Here is a 23,540-nt window from a genome sequence, read left to right on the forward strand (position 1 = left end):
CCGGCCCGCGGCCGCCGCTCAGCCTTCCCGTCCTTCCCCGTCCGGGTTGAGCGGCGCGCCGTCGCCGTCGGCCGGCAGGTCGCCGCGTTCGACGGACTCGCCGCGGTCGCTGTCACGCTCCGGCGGGAACAGCTCCTCGAGCTCGTCCGTGGTGGGCGGGTGCGCGTCAGCGACGGCGTCGGCCAGCGCATCGCGGTCCACGACGTCGACACCGGCGCTGAGAGCGACCGCGGCACCGTCGTGCACGACGACGTACTCGTGCTGATCGCCGCTGACGCGGTACCACCCGATGTCGTCCGCGGTGCACTCGACGTCTCCCGAGGCGTCGGCCGAGGCTCCAGCGGTGGCGAGTGGCCGCAGCGGGCAGTCGGTGTCGGTCATGCCGCGCGGGTCGACCGTCAGCATCGCCAGGCCGCTGTCGGGCGACACGTACGCGGCGTTGTAGCCGGATTCGCCGTAGGGTCCGATGGACTGCCAGGCCGGCGTGAAGCCGTCCAGCGAGACGGCATAGATCACCTCCGGCGCGACCCCGATCTCCGCGGCTCGCTCGGCCAGCACGTCGTCCGGCGCAGGGCTCGCCGCCGATTCCTCTCCGCAGGCCGCGGCCGGCCCGGCAGCGACGAGAAGGACCAACATGTACGCGATACGGCGTCGGGACGTCACGCCCTCATCTTCTCAACGCACCGAAAAAGTGAACGGCCCGGGCACCCCAGCGGGGCACCCGGGCCGTCGGTGTCGAGCCGGACGAGCCGGACTCAGTGGCCGTGGCCGTGACCGTGGCCGCCGACCGGCTCCTCGTCCTCGGGCTTGTCGACGACGAGCACCTCGGTGGTGAGCAGCAGGCTGGCGATCGACGCGGCGTTGGCGACGGCCGAACGCGTCACCTTGACCGGGTCGAGCACACCCTCAGCGAGGAGGTCGCCGTACTCGCCGGTGGCGGCGTTGTAGCCGTGGCCCGGCGTGCCGGACTCGACCTTCGCCACGACGACGTAGCCGTTCTCGCCGGCGTTCTCGGCGATCCAGCGCAGCGGCTCGGCCAGCGCGCCGCGGACGATGCCGGCACCGGTGGCCTCGTCACCGGACAGCTCCAGCCCGTCGATCGCGGACCGTGCGTGCACCAGGGCGGCGCCTCCACCGGAGACGATGCCTTCCTCGATGGCCGCGCGGGTTGCCGAGACGGCGTCCTCGATGCGGTGCTTGCGCTCCTTCAGCTCGACCTCGGTGGCCGCGCCGACCTTGATGACGCCGACGCCACCGGCCAGCTTGGCCAGTCGCTCCTGCAGCTTCTCGCGGTCCCAGTCGGAGTCGGTGTTCTCGATCTCCGCCCGGATCTGCGCAACCCGGCCGTCGATGTCGGCCTGCGAACCGCCACCGTCGACCACCGTGGTGGTGTCCTTGGTGACGACGACCCGGCGAGCCGAGCCGAGCACCTCGAGCCCGACCTGGTCGAGCTTGAGGCCGACCTCTTCGGCGACGACCTGGCCGCCGGTGAGCACGGCGAGGTCCTGCAGGATCGCCTTGCGGCGGTCGCCGAAGCCCGGCGCCTTGACGGCGACCGAGGTGAAGGTGCCGCGGATCTTGTTCACGACCAGCGTGGACAGCGCCTCACCCTCGACGTCCTCGGCCACGATCAGCAGCGGCTTGCCGGCCTCGACGACCTTCTCCAGCAGCGGCAGCAGGTCGCTGACGGACGAGATCTTGTTCTGGTGGATCAGGATGAGCGCGTCCTCGAGGACGGCCTCCTGACGCTCCGCGTCGGTGACGAAGTAGGGGCTCAGGTAGCCCTTGTCGAACTGCATGCCCTCGGTGAACTCGAGCTCGGTCCCGAAGGTCTGCGACTCGTCGACCGTGATGACGCCGTCCTTGCCGACCTTGTCGAAGGCGTCGGCGATGACCTCGCCGATGCTCGGGTCCTGCGCGGAGATGGCCGCCACCGAGGCGATGTCGGACTTCTCGTCGACCGGCCGCGCCGACTCGACCAGAGCGGCCCGGACGGCCTCGACAGCCGCGTCGATGCCGCGCTTGACGGCCATGGGGGAGGCGCCCGCGGCGACGGACTTCAGGCCACGGTGGACCATGGCCTGAGCCAGCACCGTCGCGGTGGTGGTGCCGTCACCGGCGACGTCGTTGGTCTTGGTGGCAACTTCCTTGGTGAGCTGCGCACCGAGGTTCTCGTACGGGTCGTCCAGCTCCACCTCGCGGGCGATGGTGACGCCGTCGTTGGTGATGGTGGGCGACCCGAACTTCTTGTCGAGGACGACGTTGCGGCCCTTGGGGCCGAGCGTCACCTTGACGGTGTTCGCGAGGGCGTCGACGCCGCGCTCCAGGCTCCGGCGCGCGGCCTCGTCGAATTCGAGGATCTTGGGCATGGGGAAAACCGGTCCCTTTCGATGTCTGACGGGCCGAACGACGAGAGAACGCCCCAACCCGATCGGCGGAATGGCCGTCAGGTCAGGGCGTCGTCACTCACATGAATGACCGGAGCGTCACTTCTGCACGATCGCGAGCACGTCGCGGCCGGAGAGGATCAGCAGCTCGTCGCCGCCGTACTTCACCTCGGTGCCGCCGTACTTCGAGTAGAGCACCACGTCGCCGACCTTCACGTCGAGCGGAATGCGCTTCTCGCCGTCCTCGTCCCAACGGCCCTCGCCAACGGCGACGACCTCGCCCTCCTGGGGCTTCTCCTTGGCGGTGTCAGGGATGACGAGACCGGACGCCGTGGTCTGCTCCGCCTCCAGCGGCTTGACCACGATGCGGTCCTCGAGTGGCTTGATGGAGACCGACACTTGTCTGACCTCCCCTTTCGCGGGATGTCACGAATGATTGCTTGTGGACCGGCCGCATGCCGCCGTCGTCGCGGGTGCCGGCGGAAGGACCGTTGGCACTCTCATGGTGAAAGTGCCAAGACTCAAGGTAGTCCGTTGCTTAGCACTCGGTCAAGGCGAGTGCCAAGAGCGCACGTGGAGTACGGCGGCCGACGGGCTGGGCGCTGTGCGAAGGTGACCCGGTGGACCTCGACAGCCTGCGCACGCTCGCCTCGCCGGCCGGGTCCGCCCTACTCGCCGACGCGACCGCGGCGTACGGCCGGGAGGACGAGTTCGCGCTCGGCACTCGGCTGCGCCGCGACCATCCTCCCGAGTTGGTAGCGGCCGCCCTCACCCAGGCCAGGCTGCGCGCCCGCGCGTCGGAGAAGTTCGGCCCCGCGGACGCCGCACGGATGTTGTTCACCGTCGACGGCTACGAACAGGCCACCCGGGCCGGGGTGGCGCGGCGCCGGGCCGCCCGCATCACGGGCGTGCTCGGACCCGGTGCCAGGATCGCCGACCTGTGCTGCGGCATCGGCGGCGACCTCATCGAACTCGCGCGGGCCGGGCTGGACGTCACCGGCGTGGAAGCGGATCCCCTGACTGTCGCGGTCACGCGCGCCAACGTGGCGGCGCTGGGCCTGACCGCGACGGTCGTCGAAGGTGACGCCGTCGCCCTCGACCGCTCGGGGTTCGACGCCGTGGTCTGCGATCCGGCCCGCCGCACCGTCCGCGGCCGGGTGTTCGACCCGGACGCCTACCGTCCGCCCTGGTCGTTCGTCCTCGAACTACTCGCGTCGACGGCCTGCGTCAAGGTCGCGCCCGGCATCCCGCACGCACGCGTCCCCGCCGGTGTCGAAGCGGAGTGGGTGTCCGAGCGCGGCGAGGTCAAGGAGGCGGCGCTGTGGTCGGGCGGGTTCGCCGGAGACGGCGAACGGATCCGGCGGCGGGCGACGCTGCTGCCGTCGGGGGCGACCCTCACCGACGCCGACGACCCCGGTGCCGACGTCCGCGAACCCGGCGATTACCTCTACGAGCCCGACGGCGCGGTGATCCGGGCCGGGCTGGTGACGGCCGTGGCGGACGTCGTCGGCGGCGGCCTGATCGACTCCACCATCGCGTACGTGACCGCCGACCAGCACGTCCCCACGCCGTTCGCCCGCGCTTACCGCCTCACCGACCGGCTGCCCTACGACGTCAAGGCGCTGCGCAGGTACGTCCGCGAGCACGGCATCGGCACGCTGACGGTCAAGAAGCGCGGCGTCGACGTGCTGCCGGAGCGGTTGCGGGCGGCGGTCCGGCCCCGCGGCCGCGCGGCGGCGACGTTCGTCGTCACGCGGGTCGCCGGCCGAGCCGCCGTCCTGGTCGCCGAGCCGGTCTGACCCGCACTGCGGCAGACTCGTACGCATGGCGGGCAGACGGAGCGCGGGCATCGTGCTGTGGCGCAGCGGGCCGTCCGGCGTCGAGGTGCTGCTCGGGCACATGGGCGGCCCGTTCTGGTCCCGCAAGGACGCCGGCGCCTGGTCCATCCCGAAGGGCGAGTACGACGACGGCGAGGAGCCCGCGGCCGCCGCACGCCGGGAGTTCACCGAGGAGCTCGGCCTGCCGGTTCCCGACGGCGACCTGGTCGAGCTGGGCACGGTGAAGCAGTCCGGCGGCAAGACGGTGACGGCGTGGGCGCTGGCCGGCGATCTCGACCCGGCCGACGTGGTGCCGGGGACGTTCGAGATGGAGTGGCCACCGAGGTCCGGGCGGCGCCAGGCCTTCCCCGAGGTCGACCGCGTGGCCTGGTTCGACCTGGACACCGCCCGGGAGAAGATCGTCAAGGCCCAGGCGGCGTTCCTCGACGCGCTTCTGGAGACTCGTCCACGCTAGAGCGCAATCCAGCCACCGCTTCGAGCATGCGGTCGACATGGTTGCCGTAGACGGCGTCGACCCCGGTCGGGACCAGCCGGGCCAGCGCCTGCCGGCTGTGCGCGTCCCAGCCGAACGCGTACACGCCCGCGTCGTGGAACAGCCCCACGTAGAGCTCGGTCCAGTCCAGCCAGTGCAGGTTGACCGCGTCGATGCCGCGCGCCGACAGCGTGGCGGCCCGGTGGCGGACCCCGTCGGCCATCCGGCTCACTCGCGTCGAGTCGACGAGCCGGACGTCGTCGGCCCGAGCCCGCCAGCTCGTGACGAGGTCGAGGTCCGGATGGCACAGCCACAGCCGGCCGGGGACGTCGTCGCCGGCCGCCCGGGCGATCTCGACGATCCGGCCGAACGCCGCCGGGTCCTTCACATCCAGGGAGAGCTCGAACCCGGTGCCGCACACGGCGTAGAGCTCGTCGAGGGTCATGACGTGCGCGGGCAGGTCCGCCCGGGGCAGCTCGCTCATCGGCCGCCGCCGTGGCCGCCGGCCGACGACGCCGTCGTGGTCGAGTGCGACCTGCCCGTCGGCGGTCAGCCAGGCATCGCTCTCGAGGCCGGTCGCGCCCTGCCGCAGCGCCACCTCGAACGCCTCGCGGGTGTTCTCGCGTTCCTGCGCCATCGCGCCGCGGTGGGCGAACGTGATGGGTGGAACCAGCGGGGCGAACACCCGTCGATCATCGCAGGCTGCGCGGCCCGCGTCTTGTCAGTGCTCGGACCAGGGTGCGAAAATGGATCTTCACCAGCCCACGGGTGCGAGTCACGCTCCCCGGCCTCGCGCCGTGACTCCCACTCTCGGCCGAGCGATGCCTCCAGTCAATTCATGCCATCACTTTCTGTCACAAATCACGTGAGACTGGGCATTCCGTAAATGCCGGAAGACATGTCACACTCCGGGCATGCAGATTCCTTTCACGCCGTCCGATAGCAGCAGTCTGGGTGTCGAATGGGAACTGCAGCTGGTCGACACGCAGACTCGTGAACTCACCTCCGGCGCGGTCGAGATCCTGGAGGAGCTGCGACCTGCCGGTGCGGACGAACACCCCAAGGCCAAGCACGAACTCCTGCAATCGACCATCGAGGTGGTCACCGGCGTATGCGGCACGGTCGCCGAGGCCCGCGCCGACCTCACCGAGACCGTGCGCACCGTCGCGACCGCCGCGCAGCGTCGCGGGCTCGGTCTCATGTGCGCCGGGACCCACCCGATCAGCAACTGGGCGAACCAGAAGATCAGCCCGAAACCGCGGTACGAGCAGCTGGTCGAGAACCTCCAGTGGCTGGCCCGGCGGCTGCAGATCTTCGGCGTGCACGTCCATGTCGGCGTCCGGGCACCGGCGAAAGTCATCCCGATTGTCAATGCGCTGACCACGTACGTGCCGCACTTCCTGGCCCTGTCCGCGTCCTCGCCGTACTGGGTCGGGCACGACACCGGACTGGCGTCGTCGCGCAGCAAGGTGTTTGAATCGCTGCCCACCGCCGGGCTGCCCTACCAGCTGTCCGGCTGGGACCAGTTCGAGAGCTACATGGACACCCTGATCACCACCCAGACCATCGAGTCGGTCCGCGAGGTGTGGTGGGACATCCGCCCGCACCCGGACTTCGGCACCGTCGAGCTGCGCATCTGCGACGGACTGCCGACGCTGGACGAGGTGTGCACCATCGCAGCGCTCGCCCAGTGCGTCGTCGAGCGGCTGGACCGGGAACTCGACCGCGGCTACACCCTGCCCAGCCCCAAGAACTGGGTGGTGCGCGAAAACAAGTGGCGGGCGGCCCGGTTCGGCCTGGACGCGGAGATCATCGTCGACGATCAGGACACCGTGGTGCCGCTGCGGCAGGCATTACTCGATTTGGCCGACGACCTCATGCCCATTGCCCGTAGACTGTCGTGCGCTGACGAGCTTGCGGGCATTGAACGCATTGTCTCGCACGGCGCGAGCTACCAGCGGCAACGGACAACTGCAGAGGCGAACGGCGGTGATTTGACGAAGGTCGTCGACAGCCTCTTGGAAGAGATGGCGACGGGGTTGACATAAGTGGCCTTTGACTGGCTTGCGAGCTGGCTGGACCTTCACACCGACGAACTGATCGCGCTGCGGCGCACGGTGCACGCCCGGCCGGAGCTCGGCCTGAACGAGCACCACACCACCGACCTGCTCGTCCGGCAGCTGCGACGGTCCGGACTCGAGCCCCAGGTGCTGCCCAGCGGCACCGGCGTCGTGGTCGACATCGGTTCCGGGCCACGCACCGTCGCACTGCGCGCGGACATCGACGCGCTGCCGCTCCCGGACCTCAAGGACGTCCCCTACCGATCCACCGTCGACGGCGTCTGCCACGCCTGCGGGCACGACGCGCACACCGTCATGGCACTCGGCGCCGCGATGGCACTGGCGAAGGTGCCGCAGCTACCCGGCCGGGTCCGGGTCATCTTCCAACCGGCCGAGGAGATCATGGCCGGCGCCCGCGAGGTGCTCGCGGCCGGTGCCCTCGACGGCGTCGAGCGGGCCTTCGCGCTGCACTGCGACCCGCGGCTGCCGGTCGGGCAGGTCGGCATCCGTCCAGGACCCATCACCGCCGCCTGCGACCTGGTCGAGGTGCGCATCGGCGGCCCCGGCGGGCACACCGCCCGGCCCCAGCTGACCGTGGACCTCGTCGACACACTGTCGCGCATCGCCGTCGACACTCCGGCCCTGCTGGCCCGCCAGATCGACGTCCGGTCCGGGTTCTCCCTGGTGTGGGGCGCCATCCAGGCCGGCGGCCCGCCGAACGCCATCCCGTCCGAGGGGATTCTGCGCGGCACCGTCCGGGTGCTCGACCACTCCGCCTGGGCCGACGCGGAGAAGGTGGTCCGCGGCATCGTCCACGACATCGCCTCGTCAAGCGGCGCCACCGTAGACGTGCACTACGAACGCGGCGTCCCGCCGGTGGTCAACGACGAGTCGTGCGTGCGCCTGCTGCGCAGCGCCGTCACCGCCGAACTGGGCGAGTACGCGCTCACCGGCACCGAGACCAGCATGGGCGGCGAGGACTTCGCCTGGTACGGCGAACGGGTTCCGCTGGCGCTGGCCCGCATCGGGGTCCACGGCAGCGGTCTGGCGAAGATGGGCGACCTGCACCAGGGCGACTTCGACATCGACGAGAAGGCGCTGGCCTACGGCGTGCGGGTCATGGTGAGCACGGCCCTGACCGCGCTGGCGTCGTCCGCCTCGCCGCGCCCCTGACGCGGCGAGGCGGGACCCCCGGCGCGCCGGTGCCGGTCAGCCCCCGCCGCAGCCCTCCCGCTCGACGCCGTCGATGGGAACGGGGAGCGTGCCGCCGGCCGGGGCAGCACCGCGCAGCACGTCCACCAGCGCCCGGAACGCCCCCGGGGTGCGGCCGTACAGCGCGATGCGCACCGGCGCGTCGCTCGCGCCGAGCCCGTAGGGCGTGTCCAGCGCCACCACGACGTCTCCGGAGCCGGGATCGGTACCGCCCAGCAGCCGCACCACCTCGCCACCGGCTCCGACCGTCAGCCCGGCCGCTTCGGCCGCCTCGGTGAACCGGGCCCGGTCGGTGTCGGTGCCGCCGGCCACCTGGATCGTCCCGCCCACCAGCGGGCCCTCGCAGGCGCCGGAAACCACGGTCACGCCGGCCAGGGACTCCTGGTACGACAGGTCGCGGTTCGCGCCGACGGCGTCCGCGGCCGGCGCGGCGCCCGCGGCGGCTTGGTGCAGCATGAGCGCCACCCCGCGGGTCGCGGCCTCGGCCAGCCGCTCGGCCGGCAGCTCACCGGTGCCGACGGCGTCGACGATGGCCTGGTGTGCGGCTCGGGTGTCGGCCGGCATGAGCACGACGTCCACACCGGCGGCCAGCGACGCCACCGCCGCGGCACCGGAACCGTAGCCGTCGCTGATGGCGGCCATGTCCTGCGCGTCGGTGACCACGAGGCCGTCGAACCCCAGCTCGTCGCGCAGCAGGCCGACAACGGCCGGCGACAGCGACGACGGCACACCCGGCTCGACGGCCGGCACATCGATGTGCGCGACCATGACGGCCTCCGCACCGGCCGACACGGCCGCCTGGAACGGGACGAAGTCGCGGGCGCGCAGCTCGTCGAGCCCGGCCGTCTGCACGGGGAGTTCCTCGTGGCTGTCGGCCGGCACCGAACCATGGCCCGGGAAGTGCTTCGTCACCGCGACGATGCCCGCCTCGGCGTAGCCGGCCAGCGACGCCGACACGATCTGCGCCACCAGCGCCGGATCGGAGGAGGCGGAACGACTGCCGATCGTGGGGTCGTCGGGGCCGGTGGTGACGTCCGCGTCCGGTGCGAACACCATGGTGAGGCCCATCGCCCGCAGCTCCTCGCCGCTGGCCCGCGCCGCGTCGGTGGCCAACGCGGTGTCGCGGGCCGCGCCGAGCGTCATGTACGCGGGGAACTCGGTGGCCGGTTCCCGGATCCGGGCGACCGTTCCGCCCTCCTGGTCGATCCCGATGATCACCGGATAGTCGCGGTCGCCGGCCTGCTGGATGGCGGCGGTCGCCTGCATGACCTGGTCCGGCGACTCGATGTTGTCACCCATCAGGATGACCCCGCCCAGGCCCAGCTCCGCGATGAGGTCGACCGGCGGCTCGAGCCCGGCGTAGCGGGCGACGATGACCTGCCCGGCCTGCCGTTCGACCGGCATGTCGGCGACGATGCGCGCGGCTTCGTCGTACTCGGCCTGGGTGGGTCCCCAGGCCAGCGGCGGCGGTGTCGTGGGGGTCGGGCTCGGGGTCGAGGTGCCGGTCGGGCTCGGCGGCGGCGCGCTGGTGTCGCCGTCGGTGGGCTGGGTAGCCGGCCCGGAATCGTCGCCGGAACAGGCCGTCAGTGCGAGGGCGCCGACGAGGAGGAGGAGCAGGTGCCGCATTGGCGCCAGTCTGCCACGCTCGCCAGGTCGAACGAGGCGCGACGCTGGCGGTCGCCGGCGCGGGCTCGTAGCGTCGGAGCATGCGCCACCGCCAGCTCCCCGTGGTCGGTGACCTGGTCGCGTTCCAGGCCGACCGGCTGGGGTTCGTCGCCGCCGTCCAGCACGACCAGGGCGACATGGCCTGCTACCGGCTCGGCCCGTACCCGGTGTGGCAGCTCAACCATCCCGACCACGTGCGCTCGGTGCTGGTGTCGGACGCCGAGCGGTTCCGTAAGGGCATCGTGTTGCAGCGAGCCCGCGTGGTGCTCGGTGACGGTCTGCTGACCGCCGAAGGTGACGTTCACCGGGAGCACCGCGGAATGGTGCAGCCGGCCTTCCACTCCCGGCGCATCGACGGCTACGCCACGGTCATGGCCGACCGCGCCGCGTCCATGTCGGCGTCCTGGCGCCCGGGCGTCCCGGTGGACGTGCACGCCGCCACCGTGCGGATGACCCTCTCGACCGCCGGCGCCGCCCTGCTCGGCACCGACCTGGACGCCGACGTCGCCACCGTCGAAACCGCGCTCGCCGACCTGCTCAGTGCGTACAAGCTGGCGTTCCTGCCGTTCAACGAGCGGCTGCAGGCGCTGCCCGTCGGCCCGTTCCGGCGGCTGCGCCGCGGCCGGGAGGCGCTGCACAGCCTCGTCGACCGGATGGTCACCGAGCGGGAACGATCCGCGCACGACGGCGGCGACCTCCTGTCCGCACTGGTCCAGTCCACCCCGGACGGGAACGGGCACACGGCGCGCCGGATGGTGCGCGACCAGGCCGTCACCCTGCTGCTGGCGGGGCACGAGACGACGGCGAACACGCTCGCGTTCGCGTTCCACCTGCTGGCCCAGCATCCGTCGGTGCAGACCCGGGTGCAGGCCGAGGTCGACGCGGCGGGTTCGGACGACGACGATTCCGGGCGGTACCCGCTGTGCCGCGCGGTCGTCGCCGAGACGCTGCGGCTGTACCCGCCGTCGTGGATGATGGGACGTCAGGCGACCGCCGACCACGAGCTGGGCGGCCACGTCATCGCCGCCGGCGATCTCGTCGTCCTGCCGCAGTGGGTGGTGCACCACGACCACCGCTGGTGGGCACGTCCCTACGCGTTCGAACCGCAGCGGTGGCTCGGCGACGGAGATCACGACCGGCCCAGGTGGGCGTTCTTCCCGTTCGGCGCCGGGCTGCGCCGGTGCATCGGTGAGGGCTTCGCCTGGACGGAGGCGGTGCTGGGGCTGGCCGCCGTCGTCCGGCGCTGGTCGCTGCGCCCGGTCCCCAAGCGGCCGCTGCGCCTCGACCCGCTGATCACCCTGCGCCCGCGCGGCGGCCTCTGGCTGATCCCCGAATCCCGATGAGCGGCGACTAGCGTGGCGGCATGGATGCTGTGATCTTCGACCTCGACGGTGTGCTGGTCGACTCCGAGCAGGCGTGGGACGAGGTACGCCGCGGCGTGGTCGCGACCCACGGAGGCGCCTGGACCGGCGAGGCCACCCGCGCCATGCAGGGCATGAGCACCCCGGAGTGGGCCAGGTACCTGGTCGAGGAGCTCGCCGCGGACCTCACCGCGGACGAGATCGCCGAGGTGGTGGTGGCCGAGATGGCCCGCCGGTATGCGGCCGGGCCGCCGGTGCTGCCGGGTGCGGTCGAGGCGGTGCGAGCGGTCGGTGCGGCCCGCCCCGTGGCCATCGCCAGCTCGTCGCCGCCGGTCCTGATCGGCGCGTTCCTGGAGTTCGCGGAGCTGGACGGGCTGGTCGCGGTGGCGGTCTCCAGCGAGCAGGTGGCTGCCGGCAAGCCCGCGCCGGACGTGTACCTCGAGGCCGCCCGGCGGCTCGGCGTCGACCCGGCCCGCAGCGCCGCCGTCGAGGATTCCACCAACGGGCTGCGCGCCGCGCACGCCGCCGGCATGACCGTCGTCGCCGTCCCGAACCCGCACTTCCCGCCCGACCCGGCTGTCCTCGCCGAGACCGCTGCCGCCGTGCTGGACGACATCGGTGAGCTGCCCGCCGTCGTCGACCGGCTCTAAGCCGGCTTCACGACACCAGGACCTCGGTGACCGGAAGCGACGAGTCGGAGGCGAAGTCCAGCGACGACGGCGGCAGCCCGCGCTCGACGACGGCAGCGCCCAGAGCCGCGATCATGGCGCCGTTGTCGGTGCACAACGAGAACCGCGGCTGCCGCAGCTCGATGCCGGCCGCGGCGCACCGTTGCTGGGTCAACTCGCGCAGTCGGGCGTTCGCGGCCACGCCGCCGGCGAGCACCAGCGTGGCGATGCCGCGTTCCTGACAGGCGAGCACGGCCTTGCGGGTCAGCACGTCGGCGACGGCCTCCTGGAAACCGGCCGCGACATCGGCGACGGGAACCGCGTCCCCGGCCCGCTCGGCCGACTCGACCCACCGCGCGACAGCGGTCTTGAGCCCGGAGAAGGAGAAGTCGTAGCGGTGCCGGTCCAGGTCACGCTGGCTGGTAAGGCCGCGTGGGAACCGGATCGCCACCGGGTCACCGTCGAGGGCCGCCTTCTGGATGCTCGGACCGCCCGGGTACGGCAGTCCGATGAGCCGGGCCACCTTGTCGAACGCCTCGCCGGCCGCGTCGTCGAGGGTCTGCCCGAGCAGCTGCGCGGCCGTCGCGATGTCGTCCACCTGCAGGATCTCGGTGTGCCCGCCGGACACCAGCAGCGCCACCACGGGCTCGGTCAACGGGCCGTTCTCCAACTGCTCGGCGGCGACGTGCCCGACCAGGTGGTTCACCCCGTACAGCGGCTTGTCCAGGGCCACCGCGAGCGCCTTCGCCGCCGACACCCCGACCATCAGGGCGCCGGCCAGCCCCGGCCCGGCGGTGACGGCGACGGCGTCGACGTCGGTGAGCTTCGCGCCGGCATCGTTCAGTGCCCGGTTCAGCGTGGGCACGATGGCCTCGAGGTGTGCCCGGCTCGCCACCTCGGGCACGACGCCGCCGAAGCGGACGTGCTCGTCGACGGAACTGGCGACGGCGTTGGCCAGCAGTGTGGTGCCGCGCACGAGGCCGACACCGGTCTCGTCGCAGGACGTCTCGATGCCGAGGATCAGGGGCTGGTCGGTCACGGTGACCGATTATCCCGGCAGCCGCTTGCGCAGCACGAGCCCGTCCCGGTGTCCGGCGTAGTAATTGCGCCGGACCGCGATGGGCTCGAAGCCGTGCCGCTGGTAGAAGGCCTGCGCCGGGTCGTTGTCAGCACGCACCTCCAGCAGCAGTTCGGCGGCGCCGCGCCGGCGCGCCTCGGTCTCCAGAGCCTCCAGCAGCCGCGTCCCGACGCCGGCGCGTTGTGTGGACGGGGCGACGGCGATGGTGAGGACGTCGGCGGGGTCACCGGCCAGGGCCGGCGCCGCCAGCCCGGCATAGCCGACCACCTCGTCGCCGGCCTCGGCCACGACGTACCAGCGGGTCTCCGGTACCCCGGCGAGTTCGGACCAGAACTGCTCGGCGCTCCAGGGCGGGTCGCCGGCGAACAGCTCCTGCTCCAGCGGCGCCACGGTCTCGATGTCCCACCAGCGCATCGGTCGCAGCCGGACGTCGACCACGCGACACCCCCTAGGTGAGCACGCTCTTGCGAGCCGCCGGTGGGGTGGCGTCCGGCCGGCGCAGGTACAGCGGGTCGGGCGGCAGGATCTCAGCGGCCTTCTCGACGACGACGGCGGCGAGGTCGGCCGCGGCGGGGTACTCCGGCTCCAACGCCCGCTCGAACGCGTCCGGGTACAGCCGCGCGCCGGCACCGGCCGCGGGCAGCACGGCGCCCACTTCGGCGGCCACGGTGGCGGCAGACCCAACCTGCGGCCCGGCGGTGCGGCAACCGGACGAGTCATAGGCGGCCCAGTACACCTCGCGGCGGCGCGCGTCGGTGGCGACGACGAACGCACCGCCCGGCGCTCGGGCGGCGACGGCGCCGTACGCGACGACGTCGAGGCCACAGACCCCGTGCACCGGCAGGCCGAGCACGGCGCCCATGGTGCGGGCGGCCGCCAGGCCGACCCGCAGCCCGGTGAACGGGCCGGGCCCGACTCCGACGGCGATGTCGGTGAGGTCGCTCCGGCCGGCGCCGGCGTCGGCGAGCACCGACGTGACCAGAGGCATCAGCAGTTCGGTGTGCCGGCGCGGGTCGACCGTGGTCGCCTGCGCCAGCACCCGCTCGCCGTCGCGCAGCGCGACGGTCACCGCGGGAGTCGACGTGTCCATGGCCAGCAACAGCACGCGACTACCCTACGTCGACCCGCCGCTACATCGGCGGCCGCGCCCGCACACACTGATGGCACGGAAGCAGTGCGGCACGTATCCTGTGCTCAGGAGGTGGCGATGACGAACGTGACTCTGAAGCTCGACGATGATCTCCTACGACGGGCGCGGATACGTGCTCTCGAGCAGGGCACGTCGGTCAACGCCGTGATTCGGCAACGCCTCGAGGAATTCGTCGGCGACAAGCCCCGCGACGCCAGCCTGCGGCGCTTCCTCGAGCTGGCGAGCGGCTCGCACTCAGGAAGCGGCGAAGAGGGCCGGACGTGGCGGCGAGACGACCTCTATGACCGATGACCTGACGGCGGCGCTCGCGGGCCGCAGCCGCATCTTCGTCGACACCAATGTCCTCGTGTACATCTACGACGCTGACGAGCCACACAAGCAGCGGACGGCCACGAAGGTTTTGGCCGAGATGGGCGGCGAGCGCGCCGTACTGAGCGCCCAGGTCCTGAACGAGTTCTACGTCACGGTGACCCGCAAGCTGAGGAAGCCGCTCGACGAGCCTCGCGCCCGGGAGGCGGTCGACGTCCTCAGCCAACTCGACATCGTGCCGATCGACGCCGGTCTCGTGACGGCCGGGGTCGCCCGGTCGCAGCAGTCACAGCTCTCGCTGTGGGACTCGCTCGTCGTGGAGGCGGCGAGGCGGGCCGGCTGTACGGCCGTGCTGACGGAGGGTCTGAACGCGGGCGCAGTGTTCGGTGGTGTGCGCGTGATCAATCCGTTCGCCTGACCGCCGCGGGGTCAGCCGTCGACGACGATGCCGAGTTGGCCGAGGATGGCCGCGGCCTGGGTCGGGCTGATGGTCGCACCGGACAGCAGGTGGGCGTCCTGCCAGGAGAAGTCGCCGAGGTCGGCGCCACGCAGGTCGGCCCCGTCCAGCTCGGCCGCCCGCAGCAGGGCACCGCGCAGCCGCGACTCGGTCCACACGGTGTCGCGGAGATCGGCCCCGGACAGCACGGCGTCGTCGAGCCGCAGGCCGTCGAGTTCCTGGCCACGCAGGCTGATGCCGTGCAGCCCGGCCAGCATGAGGTTGCAGCGGCGGAACGTGCAGCCCAGCCCGCGGGACTCGTCGAACCGGGCCCCGACCAGGCGGCAGCCGGTGAACGCGGCGCCGGCGATCATGGTGCCGCGCCAGGCCGTGTTGGCGAGATCGACACCGTCGAAGGTGGCGTCGGAGACGTCGCCGTAGGAGAAGTCGGCGCGGGCGGCCGACCCGCCGGTGAACGTGGCGCCGTCGAGGACCGCCCGGCGCAGGTTGGCACCGTCGAGCGTGCACGCCTCGAACGTCGCACTCAGCAGCGTGGCGTTGGACAGGTCTGCCTCGGCGAGGTCGCAGCGGCGGAACACCCGTGGCTGCGGTGCCGGTTCCGCCAGCAGCTCGGACAGGTCCTGCCCGGCCAGATCGGCGTCGAGCAGTTCGCCACCGGCGGCCAGCCGCTCGGCCACGGCAGCGCCGACGGCGTCGCTCATGCCGCCACCGCCACGGTGAGCTCCTGCTCGTCCCACCGGTCGCCGACGGCGGTCACCCGCACGTGCCGCACCTCGCCCTCGTCGGCGGCGTGTGAGCGATCGATGTGGATCTCCAGGCGGTCACCGGCCAGACCTTCGGCCACGCCTTCGCCCCACTCGACCAGCGTGACGGCCTCGTCGAGGGTGGCCTCGAGGTCGATGTCCTCCAGCTCGTCCCAGCCACCCAGCCGGTAGGCGTCGACGTGCACCAACGGCGGCCCGTCGACCAGCGACGGGTGCACCCGGGCGATGACGAACGTCGGCGACGTGACCGGGCCGCGAACCCCCAACCCGGCGCCGACCCCCTGGGCCAGCGTCGTCTTTCCGGCGCCGAGATCACCGCCGAGCAGCACGAGATCACCGGCGCGCAGCACAGCGGCCAGCCGCTCGCCCAACGCCGTCATGGTGTCCGCGTCGGGTACGTCGAGGTGGATCACCGGTTTCCCTTCCCACGTTTCGGCCGCTTGGCGGCGGGTGCCGGCCGCTTGACCGCAGCGACCCTGGTGCTGGTGCGGCGTGGCGCCCCCGCGCCGCGGCGGACCCGGGCGACGAGGTCGCGCAGGCCCTGGGTGACGAGTTCGTGCCGTTCCAGCACGACCATGTGCCCGGCATCAGTGGCCTCGATGTACTCGACGTCGGTGAGCGACTCGGCGAGCTCGCGGCCGTGCCGCACCGGAGTCATCTGGTCGTGTTCGGCAGCCACCACGAGAGTCGGGACCTTCGACAACGCCGGCAGGGCACCGGCGGCGCCGAGCTCACCGAAGAGCGGGAAGAACGTCGCGACGACGTCGAACGGCACGGCCGCGTTCATCATGGCGGTGAACTCGACCAGCCGCGGCGAGCCGCCCTCGGCGAACGCGTACCTGCGGGTGAGCACGTAGGCGAGGTCGCTGCCCATGCGCCGGCCGTGGTCGACGAGGTGGGGACGGCGCGCCAGCACCGTGACCGCGCCGGGAGCGGCCCGCCCGGCCAGCTTGCCGAGGTATCCGGGCAGGCCCAGACCCGACACGTCGAGCTTCTGGCCGCTGGTGGCGATGAGCGCGACACCGACGACGCGGTCGCCGAACAGTTCCGGCCGGGCCTCGGCCAGCGCCTGCAGCGTCATGCCGCCCATGGAGTGACCGACCAGGATCACCGGCCCGTCCGGCGCGACGGCGTCGATCACCTGCCCGAGGTCGGTGCCCAGCCGCTGGAACGACAACTCGGAGTCCTCCGGCAACGGGCCGGAGCGGCCGTGCCCACGTTGGTCCCAGAACACCAGCCGGGCGCTGCCGCGCAGGTCGCGACGCTGGAAATGCCAGGCGTCCTGAGTCAGGGCGAACCCGTGGCAGAACACCAGCGTGAGGCCGTCACCGGCCTCGCCGGCAGCGTCCACCTCGACGTACAGGGCGACGCCGTCGTCGGTGGCGACGACCCGCGGCTCACCGCGCAGCGTGCCGAACGGCTCCGCCGCATGCGGGTCGTCCTTCTTCAGCGACCGGCCCATGACGTAACGCTCGGCGGCGAAGCCGACGGCCGCACCCGTGGTGGCCACGCCCAGCCAGGTGCCGATGAGGCCGGCCGCCCGGCCGGCGGCGACGAGCCTGCTCACCGGGGCTCCGCGAGGTCGGCGCCGACGTACACGCGCGGCAGCCGCGGCGCGAACCGGGTGACGATCTCGTACGAGATGGTGCCGCAGGCCCCGGCCCAGTGCTGTGCCGACGGCTCCCCTGCCGCCGGGTCGCCGAAGAGCACGACCTCGTCACCGGCGCGGGCATCGTCGTCACGCAGGTCGACCACGAACTGGTCCATGCACACCCGGCCGGCCACCCGCCGGGTCACCCCGGACACCAGCACTGGAGCACCCACGCCGGCCGAGCCGCCGGAACCGTGCCTCGGCACTCCGTCGGCATAGCCGAGCGGCACCAGCGCCAGGGTGGACTCACGATCGGTGCGGTACAGGTGGCCGTACGAGACGCCCTGACCGGCCGGGACGCGCTTGACCAACGCCAGCCGGGCCCGCACCGACATCGCCGGGCGCAACCCCACGTCGGCAGGAGTGACCGCCTGGGGCACCGGTGACAGGCCATAGGCGGCCAGGCCGACCCGGACCAGGTCGAAGTGCGCGTCCGGCATGGTCAGAGCGGCCGCGGAGTTGGCCAGGTGCAGCACCTCCGGCCGGGCACCCTGCCGACGCGCCAGCCCCACCGCCTCGTGGAAGGCCGCGCTCTGGCTTGCGTTGGCCGGGTGCCCGGGCTCGTCGGCGCAGGCCAGGTGCGACCACAGGCCGACAACCTCCACCAACCCTTCGGCCTGGGCTTTCAGCGCCGTCTCGACCAGTTCGGGCCAGGCAGTCACCGGAGCACCGGAGCGGCCCAGCCCGGAGTCGAGCTTCAGATGCAGCCGGGCCGTGCGGCCGGTCTCGCGCGCCGCCGCGGCGATCTCGGTGACCGCCCACGGCGCCGACGCGGAGACGTCGACGTCGGCCGCCAACGCGTCGGCCCACCGCTCGCCCGGTGCCGACAGCCACGCCATCAGCCGGCCGGTGACCCCGGCCGCCCGCAGCGCCAGCGCCTCCGCCAGCACCGCGGTGCCCAGCCAGGTGGCCCCGCCGGCCTGGGCGGCCCTGGCCGCGGGCACCAGGCCGTGCCCGTACGCGTCGGCCTTCACGACCGTCATGACCGCGGCCGGGCCGACCCGCGCGGACAGCTCCGCCACGTTGTCGCGGATGGCGGCGAGGTCGACCCGCACCTGAGCGTGCGGCACCGGACCCCGGCCGTACTCGTCGGTCACCACGGCCTCGATTCTGTCAGCCGGCGCCGACAACGGCCCGCCCAGCCCTGATGGCGAGCCGGCCGGAGTTCGTGCCGCCAGCGACATCCGTCAACGACGCCCGTCAACGACGCAGGTCCCGGAGTACCGCGGGCAGCTGCTCCAGGACGTCGCCGGCGCTCGGGTACCCGCTGACCTCGGCGGCGCGCCGGCCGGCCAGGCCGTGCACGTAAGCGGCGGTGCTGCCGGCGTCGAGTGGGTCCGACCCGGCGGCCAGTAACGATCCGGCCAGCCCCGCCAGCACGTCACCGGTGCCGGCGGCCGCCAGCGCGGCAGTGCCCGTGGGGTTGGCGCGCACCCGCCCGTCCGGCGCCACCACGAGCGTCGTCGCGCCCTTGAGCAGGACGGTGGCGTTCCAGCGGTGCGCCGCCTCGCGGGCGTGGTGGAGCCGGCGGGCCTCCACGACGGCGCGGTCGACCCCGAGCAGGCGGGCCAGCTCTCCGGCATGCGGGGTCAGCAGCGCCGGGCCGGCGAAGCGGTCCGGCAACCACCGCAACCCGTCGGCGTCCACCAGCACCGGCAGTCCGGAGTCGAGGGCAGCGGCGACCTCCTCGCCGCGCCCCTCCCCCAGCCCGGAACCGACCGTCCATGCCTGCACCCGGCCGGTCTCGGCGACCGAAGGGCCGGCGATGGTCTCCGGCCAGCGCGCCCGCACGGCGGTGGCGACGGCGTCCGGCCCGGCGTAGCGGACCATGCCGGCACCACCACGCAGCGCGCCGCCGACGGCCAGCAGCGCCGCACCCGGGTACCGATCGGAACCGGCCAGCACGCCGACGACGCCGCGCGAGTACTTGTCCGACGCTCTGCCGGGGTCGGGCAGCAGCGCCGCGACGTCCACGTCCTCGAGCACGGTCGCCCGCGCCTCCGGCAGGTATGGCGTCAGCCCGATGTCCACGGCGTGCACCGCACCGGCAGCGGCCGCCGCCGGGTCGACCACCAGCGCCGTCTTCCCGGTGCCGAAGGTCACGGTGACGTCGGCGACCACATGGGCGCCGGGTGTCTCGCCGGTGTCCGGGTCGACGCCGCTGGGAAGGTCGACCGCGACGACCAGCCCGGCCTCCTCCCGGGCCCTGGAGGCGAGGTCGGCGGCCAGCGGGTCCAGCCCGCCCCGTCCGCCGATGCCGAGGATGCCGTCGAGCACCAGGTCGGCGCCGGCCAGCGCGGCCCGGACGCCGTCACCGTCGGTGGCGTCGACCACCCGGCCGCCGGCGGACCGGAACGCCTCGAGGCCCTCGGCATGGACGCGATCGGGCCGCAGCAGGACCGCGTGCACCTGAGCGCCGCGACGGGCCAGCCGCGCACCGGCCCACAGCGCGTCGCCGCCGTTGTTGCCGCCACCGGCGAGCACGGCGACGCGAGCGCCGTACGGCCCGCCGAGCATCCGCGCGCAGGCAGCGACCAGGCCGGCGACGGCACGCTGCATCAACTCGCCCGCGGGCAGCGTGGCCAGCAGGGCGTCCTCGGCGGCACGGATCTCCTCGACGGTGTGGACGGCCCTCACGCCGGCCCTCCTTCCAGCACGACCATGGCCGACGCGACGCCGGCGTCGTGCGACAGCGACAGGTGCACCGTCCGCACCCCCAGCGCGTCGCAGCGCGCACGCACCGAGCCGCGCACCTCGAACCAGGGGCGGCCGTCGTCGTCGCTGACTACCTCGGCGTCCTGCCAGAGCAGACCGGACGGCGCGCCGAGCGCCTTGGCGAGCGCCTCCTTCGCGGCGAACCGGGCCGCCTGCGACGCTATGGAGCGGGCCTGCTCACCGGCGGTGAAGACCCGCCGCGCGAACGCCGGCGTCCGCTCCAGCGTCTCGGCGAACCGCCGGACGTCGACGACGTCGATTCCCACGCCCACGATCACCCGCACCACACTAGGGGGTTGCAGCGCGGAGGTTCCGCATGCCGATACCGGACGACCGACCTACACTCGCGCGTATGGGCGAATTGAGTCTCGTGGGCGGAATGGCCGGCGAGCACGTCGTCCTGCGGCCGGTGGGCGCCGATGACGTCCCGGTTCTGCTGCACATCATCAGCACCCCCGAGGTCAAGCAGTGGTGGGACGCCGCCGACCTCGAGGAGGGCTGGCCGCTGTCGGACGGGTCGGCCTCCACCAGGTTCACCATCCTGGCCGGCCGCCGCATCGCCGGGCTCATCCAATACTGGGAGAACGACGACCCCCGCGACCGGCACGCCGGCATGGAGATCTTCCTCGACCCCGACCTGCACGGTCGCGGGTTGGGCCGCGACGCGATGCGCACCCTCGCCCAGCACCTGTTCGACGAGCGCGGCCACCACCGCATCGTCATCGACCCCGCCGCCACCAACGAGGTCGCCATCCGCTGCTGCGCCGCCGTCGGTTTCCGCCCGGTCGGCATGATGCACCAGCGGGAACGGCACACCAGCAGCATCCGCGACGGCCTGGTGATGGACCTGCTGTCCTCGGAGTTCGGCTGACCTACTCGACCGTGACGCTCTTGGCCAGGTTGCGCGGCTGGTCGACGTCGAAGCCGCGGGCGCTGGCCATCTCGCAGGCGAACACCTGCAGCGGCACCGTCGAGACCACCGGCTGCAGCAGCACCGGGCACTCGGGCACCCGGATCAGGTGGTCGGCGTACGGCACGACGTCCTCGTCGCCCTCCTCGGCGATGACGATGGTGCGCGCGCCGCGGGCCCGGACCTCCTGGATGTTGCTGACGATCTTGTCGTGCAGCACCGAGCGCCCCTTCGGCGACGGGACGACGACGATGATCGGCACGTTCTCTTCGACCAGGGCGATCGGGCCGTGCTTGAGCTCGCCGGCGGCGAAGCCCTCGGCGTGCATGTAGGCCAGCTCCTTGAGCTTCAGCGCCCCCTCCAGCGCCACCGGGTACCCGACGTGGCGGCCGAGGAACAGCACCGAGGTCGCCGAGGCGAGGTCGCGGGCCAGCTCGCGCACCGGCTCCATGGTCTCCAGCACGACGTCGACCTTGGCCGGCAGGTCGGCCAGGTCGCGCACCACGGAGCGGATCTCGTCGCCCCACTTGGTGCCGCGGACCTGCCCGAGGTACAGCCCGACCAGGAAGCAGGCGATCATCTGCGTCAGGAACGCCTTGGTGGAGGCGACCGCCACTTCGGGGCCTGCGTACGTGTAGAGCACGGCGTCGGATTCCCGCGGGATGGTGGCGCCGTTGGTGTTGCAGATGGCGAGCACCCGGGCGCCCTGCTCGCGTGCGTAACGCAGCGCCATCAGGGTGTCCATGGTCTCACCGGACTGGCTGATGGCGATGACCAGCGTCTGCCGGTCGACGACGGGGTCGCGGTAGCGGAACTCGCTGGCCAGCTCGACCTCGCAGGGCAGCCGGGTCCAGTGCTCGATGGCGTACTTGGCCACCATGCCCGCGTGGTACGCGGTGCCGCAAGCGACCACCACGACCTTGTCGACCTCGCGCAGCTCCTCGTCGGACAGCCGCATCTCGTCCAGCGACAGCAGGCCGTCGTTGCCGACCCGTCCGAGCAGGGTGTTGGCGACCGCCTTGGGCTGTTCGGCGATCTCCTTGAGCATGAAGTAGTCGTAGCCGTCCTTCTCGGCGGCAGACGCGTCCCAGTCGACGTGGTAGCGCTTCTCTTCGACGACGTCGCCGTAGAAGTCGGTGAGCGTGACGTCGTCGGGGGTGATCTCGACGATCTGCCCCTCGCCGACCTCCATGGCCTCGCGAGTGTGCGCGATGAAGGCGGAGACGTCGGAGGCGAGGAAGTTCTCGCCCTCACCGATGCCGACGACGAGCGGCGAGTTGCGGCGCGCGGCGACGACCCGGTCGGGCACCTCGGCGTGGACGGCGAGCAGCGTGAACGCTCCGTCGAGCCGGCGGCAGACCACGCGCATCGCGTCCACCAGGTCGGCGCCCCCGGCGACTTCGGACGCGAGCAGGTGCGCGACGACCTCGGTGTCGGTCTCGGAGGCGAACCGGACGCCGGACTCCTCCAGCTCGGCACGGAGCCTGGCGAAGTTCTCGATGATGCCGTTGTGGATGACGGCCACCTGACCGGACTCGTCCAGGTGCGGGTGAGCGTTGCGGTCGTTCGGCGAGCCGTGCGTGGCCCACCGGGTGTGCCCGAGGCCGGTTCCCGAAGTGGGCAGCGGCCGTTCCTCGAGCGCCTTCTCCAGATTGGCCAGTTTGCCGGCGCGCTTGGCCGAGGCCAGTGCGCCGTCGGCGACGACGGCTACCCCGGCGGAGTCATAGCCGCGGTACTCCAGTCGGCGCAGCCCTTCGACGACGACGTCAAGCGCCGGCCGGTGCCCTGCGTATCCCACGATGCCACACACGGCGGCCAGAGTAGCCGGAGTCGGCCCCGAGTAGCGCATCGCCCGCACAAGTCGGCCAGAATGAGCCCACCATGCCTGTTGTCCACGACTCCTCGCCGTTCGTCGACCTGTCCCGCGCGGACTGGGCCCGGCTGCGTGACGAGACCCCGCTGTCGCTCACGGCGGCGGAGCTGGAAGAGCTGCGCGGCCTCGGCGACTTCGTCGACCTGGACGAGGTTCGCGAGGTCTACCTGCCCCTGTCGCGACTGCTCAACCTGCGGTTGCGAGCCGCCGCCCGGCTGCACGAGGCCACCACGACGTTCCTGGGCGGCTTCGCCGAGCGGACACCGTTCGTCATCGGCATCGCCGGATCGGTCGCCGTCGGCAAGTCGACGACGGCCCGCTTGCTGCGGCTGCTGCTGGCGCGCTGGGCCGAGCACCCGCGGGTCTCGCTGGTCACCACCGACGGGTTCCTGTTGCCGAACGCCGAGCTGTCACAGCGCGGACTGATGCAGCGCAAGGGCTTCCCGGAGTCCTACGACCGGCGCGCGCTGCTGCGTTTCGTGTCGGCGGTGAAGTCCGGCGAGCCGGTGGTGACGGCGCCGGTGTACTCGCACCTGACGTACGACATCGTCCCCGACGAGGAGATCACGGTCGAGAGCCCGGACATCCTGCTGATCGAGGGGCTCAACGTGCTGCAGCCGGCGCGGCCCCGCCCGGACGGCGTCTCCGGCCTGGCGGTCAGCGACTTCTTCGACTTCTCCATCTACGTCGACGCCTCGCCGAAGGACGTCCGCCGCTGGTATGTCGAGCGGTTCCTGCGGTTGCGTGAGACCGCGTTCCAACGGCCGGAGTCCTACTTCCGCCGCTACGGCGACCTCGACCACGACGCGGCGGTCAAGCAGGCCGAGCAGCTGTGGGACACCATCAACGGCCCCAACCTGGCGCAGAACATCCTGCCCACCCGCGGCCGGGCCACCCTCACCCTCTCCAAGGGCCCGGACCACGCCGTGCGGCGCATCCGCCTACGCAAGATCTGAAACGATCACATTCA

The 23,540-nt window shown here is 72.4% G+C and carries 25 protein-coding genes; 10 read left to right on the plus strand and 15 right to left on the minus strand.

What is annotated here, in order from left to right:
• Positions 1–18: 18 nt before the first annotated feature.
• The 3 genes from JIAGA_RS31855 to groES all read right to left on the minus strand — a co-directional run bounded on the left by JIAGA_RS31855 (position 19) and on the right by groES (position 2,786).
• A complete protein-coding gene (locus JIAGA_RS31855) occupies positions 19–663 on the minus strand; it encodes a hypothetical protein (RefSeq protein ID WP_157553442.1) in 645 nt (214 codons plus the stop codon).
• Between the two features lie 92 nt (positions 664–755).
• Positions 756–2,369: a chaperonin GroEL gene (groL, locus tag JIAGA_RS0122800; RefSeq protein ID WP_026877428.1), complete on the minus strand. Its 1,614-nt coding sequence runs from the start codon at positions 2,367–2,369 to the stop codon at positions 756–758.
• A gap of 117 nt (positions 2,370–2,486) precedes the next feature.
• The gene (groES, locus tag JIAGA_RS0122805; protein ID WP_026877429.1) at positions 2,487–2,786 is read right to left on the minus strand and encodes a co-chaperone GroES; all 300 of its coding nucleotides are present in this window, start codon (positions 2,784–2,786) and stop codon (positions 2,487–2,489) included.
• Positions 2,787–3,007: 221 nt separating this feature from the next.
• On the opposite strand from groES, the gene JIAGA_RS0122810 reads away from it, so the two are divergent.
• Both JIAGA_RS0122810 and JIAGA_RS0122815 read left to right on the plus strand, forming a co-directional pair.
• Complete coding sequence (locus JIAGA_RS0122810) at positions 3,008–4,186, plus strand: class I SAM-dependent methyltransferase (RefSeq protein ID WP_026877430.1); 1,179 nt, start codon at positions 3,008–3,010, stop codon at positions 4,184–4,186.
• A gap of 25 nt (positions 4,187–4,211) precedes the next feature.
• Complete coding sequence (locus JIAGA_RS0122815) at positions 4,212–4,679, plus strand: NUDIX hydrolase (RefSeq protein ID WP_026877431.1); 468 nt, start codon at positions 4,212–4,214, stop codon at positions 4,677–4,679.
• Here the strand turns inward: JIAGA_RS0122815 and JIAGA_RS0122820 are convergent.
• The gene (locus JIAGA_RS0122820; protein ID WP_026877432.1) at positions 4,627–5,382 is read right to left on the minus strand and encodes a glycerophosphodiester phosphodiesterase; all 756 of its coding nucleotides are present in this window, start codon (positions 5,380–5,382) and stop codon (positions 4,627–4,629) included. The two genes, JIAGA_RS0122815 and JIAGA_RS0122820, sit on opposite strands and share 53 nt — an antisense overlap.
• Positions 5,383–5,611: 229 nt before the next feature.
• Between JIAGA_RS0122820 and JIAGA_RS0122825 the strand changes: the two genes are divergently transcribed.
• Together JIAGA_RS0122825 and JIAGA_RS0122830 are read left to right on the plus strand one after the other, a co-directional pair.
• On the plus strand, positions 5,612–6,745 hold the full coding sequence (locus JIAGA_RS0122825; protein ID WP_026877433.1) for a glutamate--cysteine ligase: 1,134 nt from the start codon (positions 5,612–5,614) through the stop codon (positions 6,743–6,745).
• Complete coding sequence (locus tag JIAGA_RS0122830) at positions 6,746–7,930, plus strand: amidohydrolase (RefSeq protein ID WP_026877434.1); 1,185 nt, start codon at positions 6,746–6,748, stop codon at positions 7,928–7,930.
• Between the two features lie 36 nt (positions 7,931–7,966).
• Here the strand turns inward: JIAGA_RS0122830 and JIAGA_RS31860 are convergent, their stop codons facing one another.
• Positions 7,967–9,595 (minus strand): glycoside hydrolase family 3 protein, encoded by a 1,629-nt coding sequence (locus JIAGA_RS31860; RefSeq protein ID WP_211239805.1) that lies wholly within the window; start codon positions 9,593–9,595, stop codon positions 7,967–7,969.
• 80 nt (positions 9,596–9,675) lie between these two features.
• Here JIAGA_RS31860 and JIAGA_RS0122840 point away from each other — a divergent pair, with 80 nt between their 5' ends.
• A complete protein-coding gene (locus JIAGA_RS0122840; protein ID WP_026877435.1) occupies positions 9,676–10,977 on the plus strand; it encodes a cytochrome P450 in 1,302 nt (433 codons plus the stop codon).
• A gap of 20 nt (positions 10,978–10,997) precedes the next feature.
• A complete protein-coding gene (locus JIAGA_RS0122845; RefSeq protein WP_026877436.1) occupies positions 10,998–11,645 on the plus strand; it encodes an HAD family hydrolase in 648 nt (215 codons plus the stop codon).
• A 7-nt stretch (positions 11,646–11,652) separates the two neighbouring features.
• On the opposite strand, the gene tsaD is transcribed toward JIAGA_RS0122845, so the two are convergent.
• The 3 genes from tsaD to tsaB are packed head-to-tail and all read right to left on the minus strand — an operon-like array spanning position 11,653 to position 13,846.
• The gene (tsaD, locus tag JIAGA_RS0122850) at positions 11,653–12,702 is read right to left on the minus strand and encodes a tRNA (adenosine(37)-N6)-threonylcarbamoyltransferase complex transferase subunit TsaD (RefSeq protein WP_026877437.1); all 1,050 of its coding nucleotides are present in this window, start codon (positions 12,700–12,702) and stop codon (positions 11,653–11,655) included.
• A 9-nt stretch (positions 12,703–12,711) separates the two neighbouring features.
• Entirely contained in the window at positions 12,712–13,179 is a 468-nt protein-coding gene (gene rimI / locus JIAGA_RS0122855) for a ribosomal protein S18-alanine N-acetyltransferase (protein WP_026877438.1), read from the minus strand.
• Between the two features lie 10 nt (positions 13,180–13,189).
• Complete coding sequence (tsaB, locus tag JIAGA_RS0122860; protein ID WP_026877439.1) at positions 13,190–13,846, minus strand: tRNA (adenosine(37)-N6)-threonylcarbamoyltransferase complex dimerization subunit type 1 TsaB; 657 nt, start codon at positions 13,844–13,846, stop codon at positions 13,190–13,192.
• A 96-nt stretch (positions 13,847–13,942) separates the two neighbouring features.
• On the opposite strand from tsaB, the gene JIAGA_RS0122865 reads away from it, so the two are divergent.
• Positions 13,943–14,182: a hypothetical protein gene (locus JIAGA_RS0122865; protein WP_157553444.1), complete on the plus strand. Its 240-nt coding sequence runs from the start codon at positions 13,943–13,945 to the stop codon at positions 14,180–14,182.
• Positions 14,172–14,618 (plus strand): PIN domain-containing protein, encoded by a 447-nt coding sequence (locus tag JIAGA_RS0122870; protein ID WP_051426421.1) that lies wholly within the window; start codon positions 14,172–14,174, stop codon positions 14,616–14,618. The genes JIAGA_RS0122865 and JIAGA_RS0122870 overlap by 11 nt, the downstream gene beginning before the upstream one ends.
• 11 nt (positions 14,619–14,629) lie before the next feature.
• Here the strand turns inward: JIAGA_RS0122870 and JIAGA_RS0122875 are convergent, their stop codons facing one another.
• The 6 genes from JIAGA_RS0122875 to JIAGA_RS0122900 all read right to left on the minus strand — a co-directional run bounded on the left by JIAGA_RS0122875 (position 14,630) and on the right by JIAGA_RS0122900 (position 20,065).
• Complete coding sequence (locus tag JIAGA_RS0122875) at positions 14,630–15,358, minus strand: pentapeptide repeat-containing protein (protein ID WP_084469985.1); 729 nt, start codon at positions 15,356–15,358, stop codon at positions 14,630–14,632.
• The gene (gene tsaE / locus JIAGA_RS0122880; RefSeq protein WP_084470422.1) at positions 15,355–15,831 is read right to left on the minus strand and encodes a tRNA (adenosine(37)-N6)-threonylcarbamoyltransferase complex ATPase subunit type 1 TsaE; all 477 of its coding nucleotides are present in this window, start codon (positions 15,829–15,831) and stop codon (positions 15,355–15,357) included. The genes JIAGA_RS0122875 and tsaE overlap by 4 nt, the downstream gene beginning before the upstream one ends.
• A complete protein-coding gene (locus JIAGA_RS31865; protein ID WP_211239806.1) occupies positions 15,831–16,988 on the minus strand; it encodes an alpha/beta fold hydrolase in 1,158 nt (385 codons plus the stop codon). The genes tsaE and JIAGA_RS31865 overlap by 1 nt, the downstream gene beginning before the upstream one ends.
• Positions 16,985–18,169: an alanine racemase gene (gene alr, locus JIAGA_RS0122890; protein WP_425402792.1), complete on the minus strand. Its 1,185-nt coding sequence runs from the start codon at positions 18,167–18,169 to the stop codon at positions 16,985–16,987. The genes JIAGA_RS31865 and alr overlap by 4 nt, the downstream gene beginning before the upstream one ends.
• A gap of 103 nt (positions 18,170–18,272) precedes the next feature.
• Positions 18,273–19,709 (minus strand): bifunctional ADP-dependent NAD(P)H-hydrate dehydratase/NAD(P)H-hydrate epimerase, encoded by a 1,437-nt coding sequence (locus JIAGA_RS0122895; protein ID WP_026877445.1) that lies wholly within the window; start codon positions 19,707–19,709, stop codon positions 18,273–18,275.
• Entirely contained in the window at positions 19,706–20,065 is a 360-nt protein-coding gene (locus JIAGA_RS0122900) for a holo-ACP synthase (protein WP_026877446.1), read from the minus strand. Before JIAGA_RS0122900 ends, JIAGA_RS0122895 begins: the two co-directional genes overlap by 4 nt.
• A gap of 74 nt (positions 20,066–20,139) precedes the next feature.
• Here JIAGA_RS0122900 and JIAGA_RS0122905 point away from each other — a divergent pair, with 74 nt between their 5' ends.
• A complete protein-coding gene (locus JIAGA_RS0122905) occupies positions 20,140–20,658 on the plus strand; it encodes a GNAT family N-acetyltransferase (RefSeq protein ID WP_026877447.1) in 519 nt (172 codons plus the stop codon).
• Position 20,659: 1 nt separating this feature from the next.
• On the opposite strand, the gene glmS is transcribed toward JIAGA_RS0122905, so the two are convergent.
• Complete coding sequence (gene glmS / locus JIAGA_RS0122910) at positions 20,660–22,507, minus strand: glutamine--fructose-6-phosphate transaminase (isomerizing) (protein ID WP_026877448.1); 1,848 nt, start codon at positions 22,505–22,507, stop codon at positions 20,660–20,662.
• Positions 22,508–22,578: 71 nt separating this feature from the next.
• Here glmS and coaA point away from each other — a divergent pair, with 71 nt between their 5' ends.
• A complete protein-coding gene (gene coaA / locus JIAGA_RS0122915) occupies positions 22,579–23,526 on the plus strand; it encodes a type I pantothenate kinase (protein ID WP_026877449.1) in 948 nt (315 codons plus the stop codon).
• Positions 23,527–23,540: the final 14 nt, after the last annotated feature.

Origin of the sequence: Jiangella gansuensis DSM 44835 (genome assembly GCF_000515395.1) — a bacterium.
In the GTDB taxonomy this organism is placed as follows: Bacteria; Actinomycetota; Actinomycetes; order Jiangellales; family Jiangellaceae; genus Jiangella; species Jiangella gansuensis.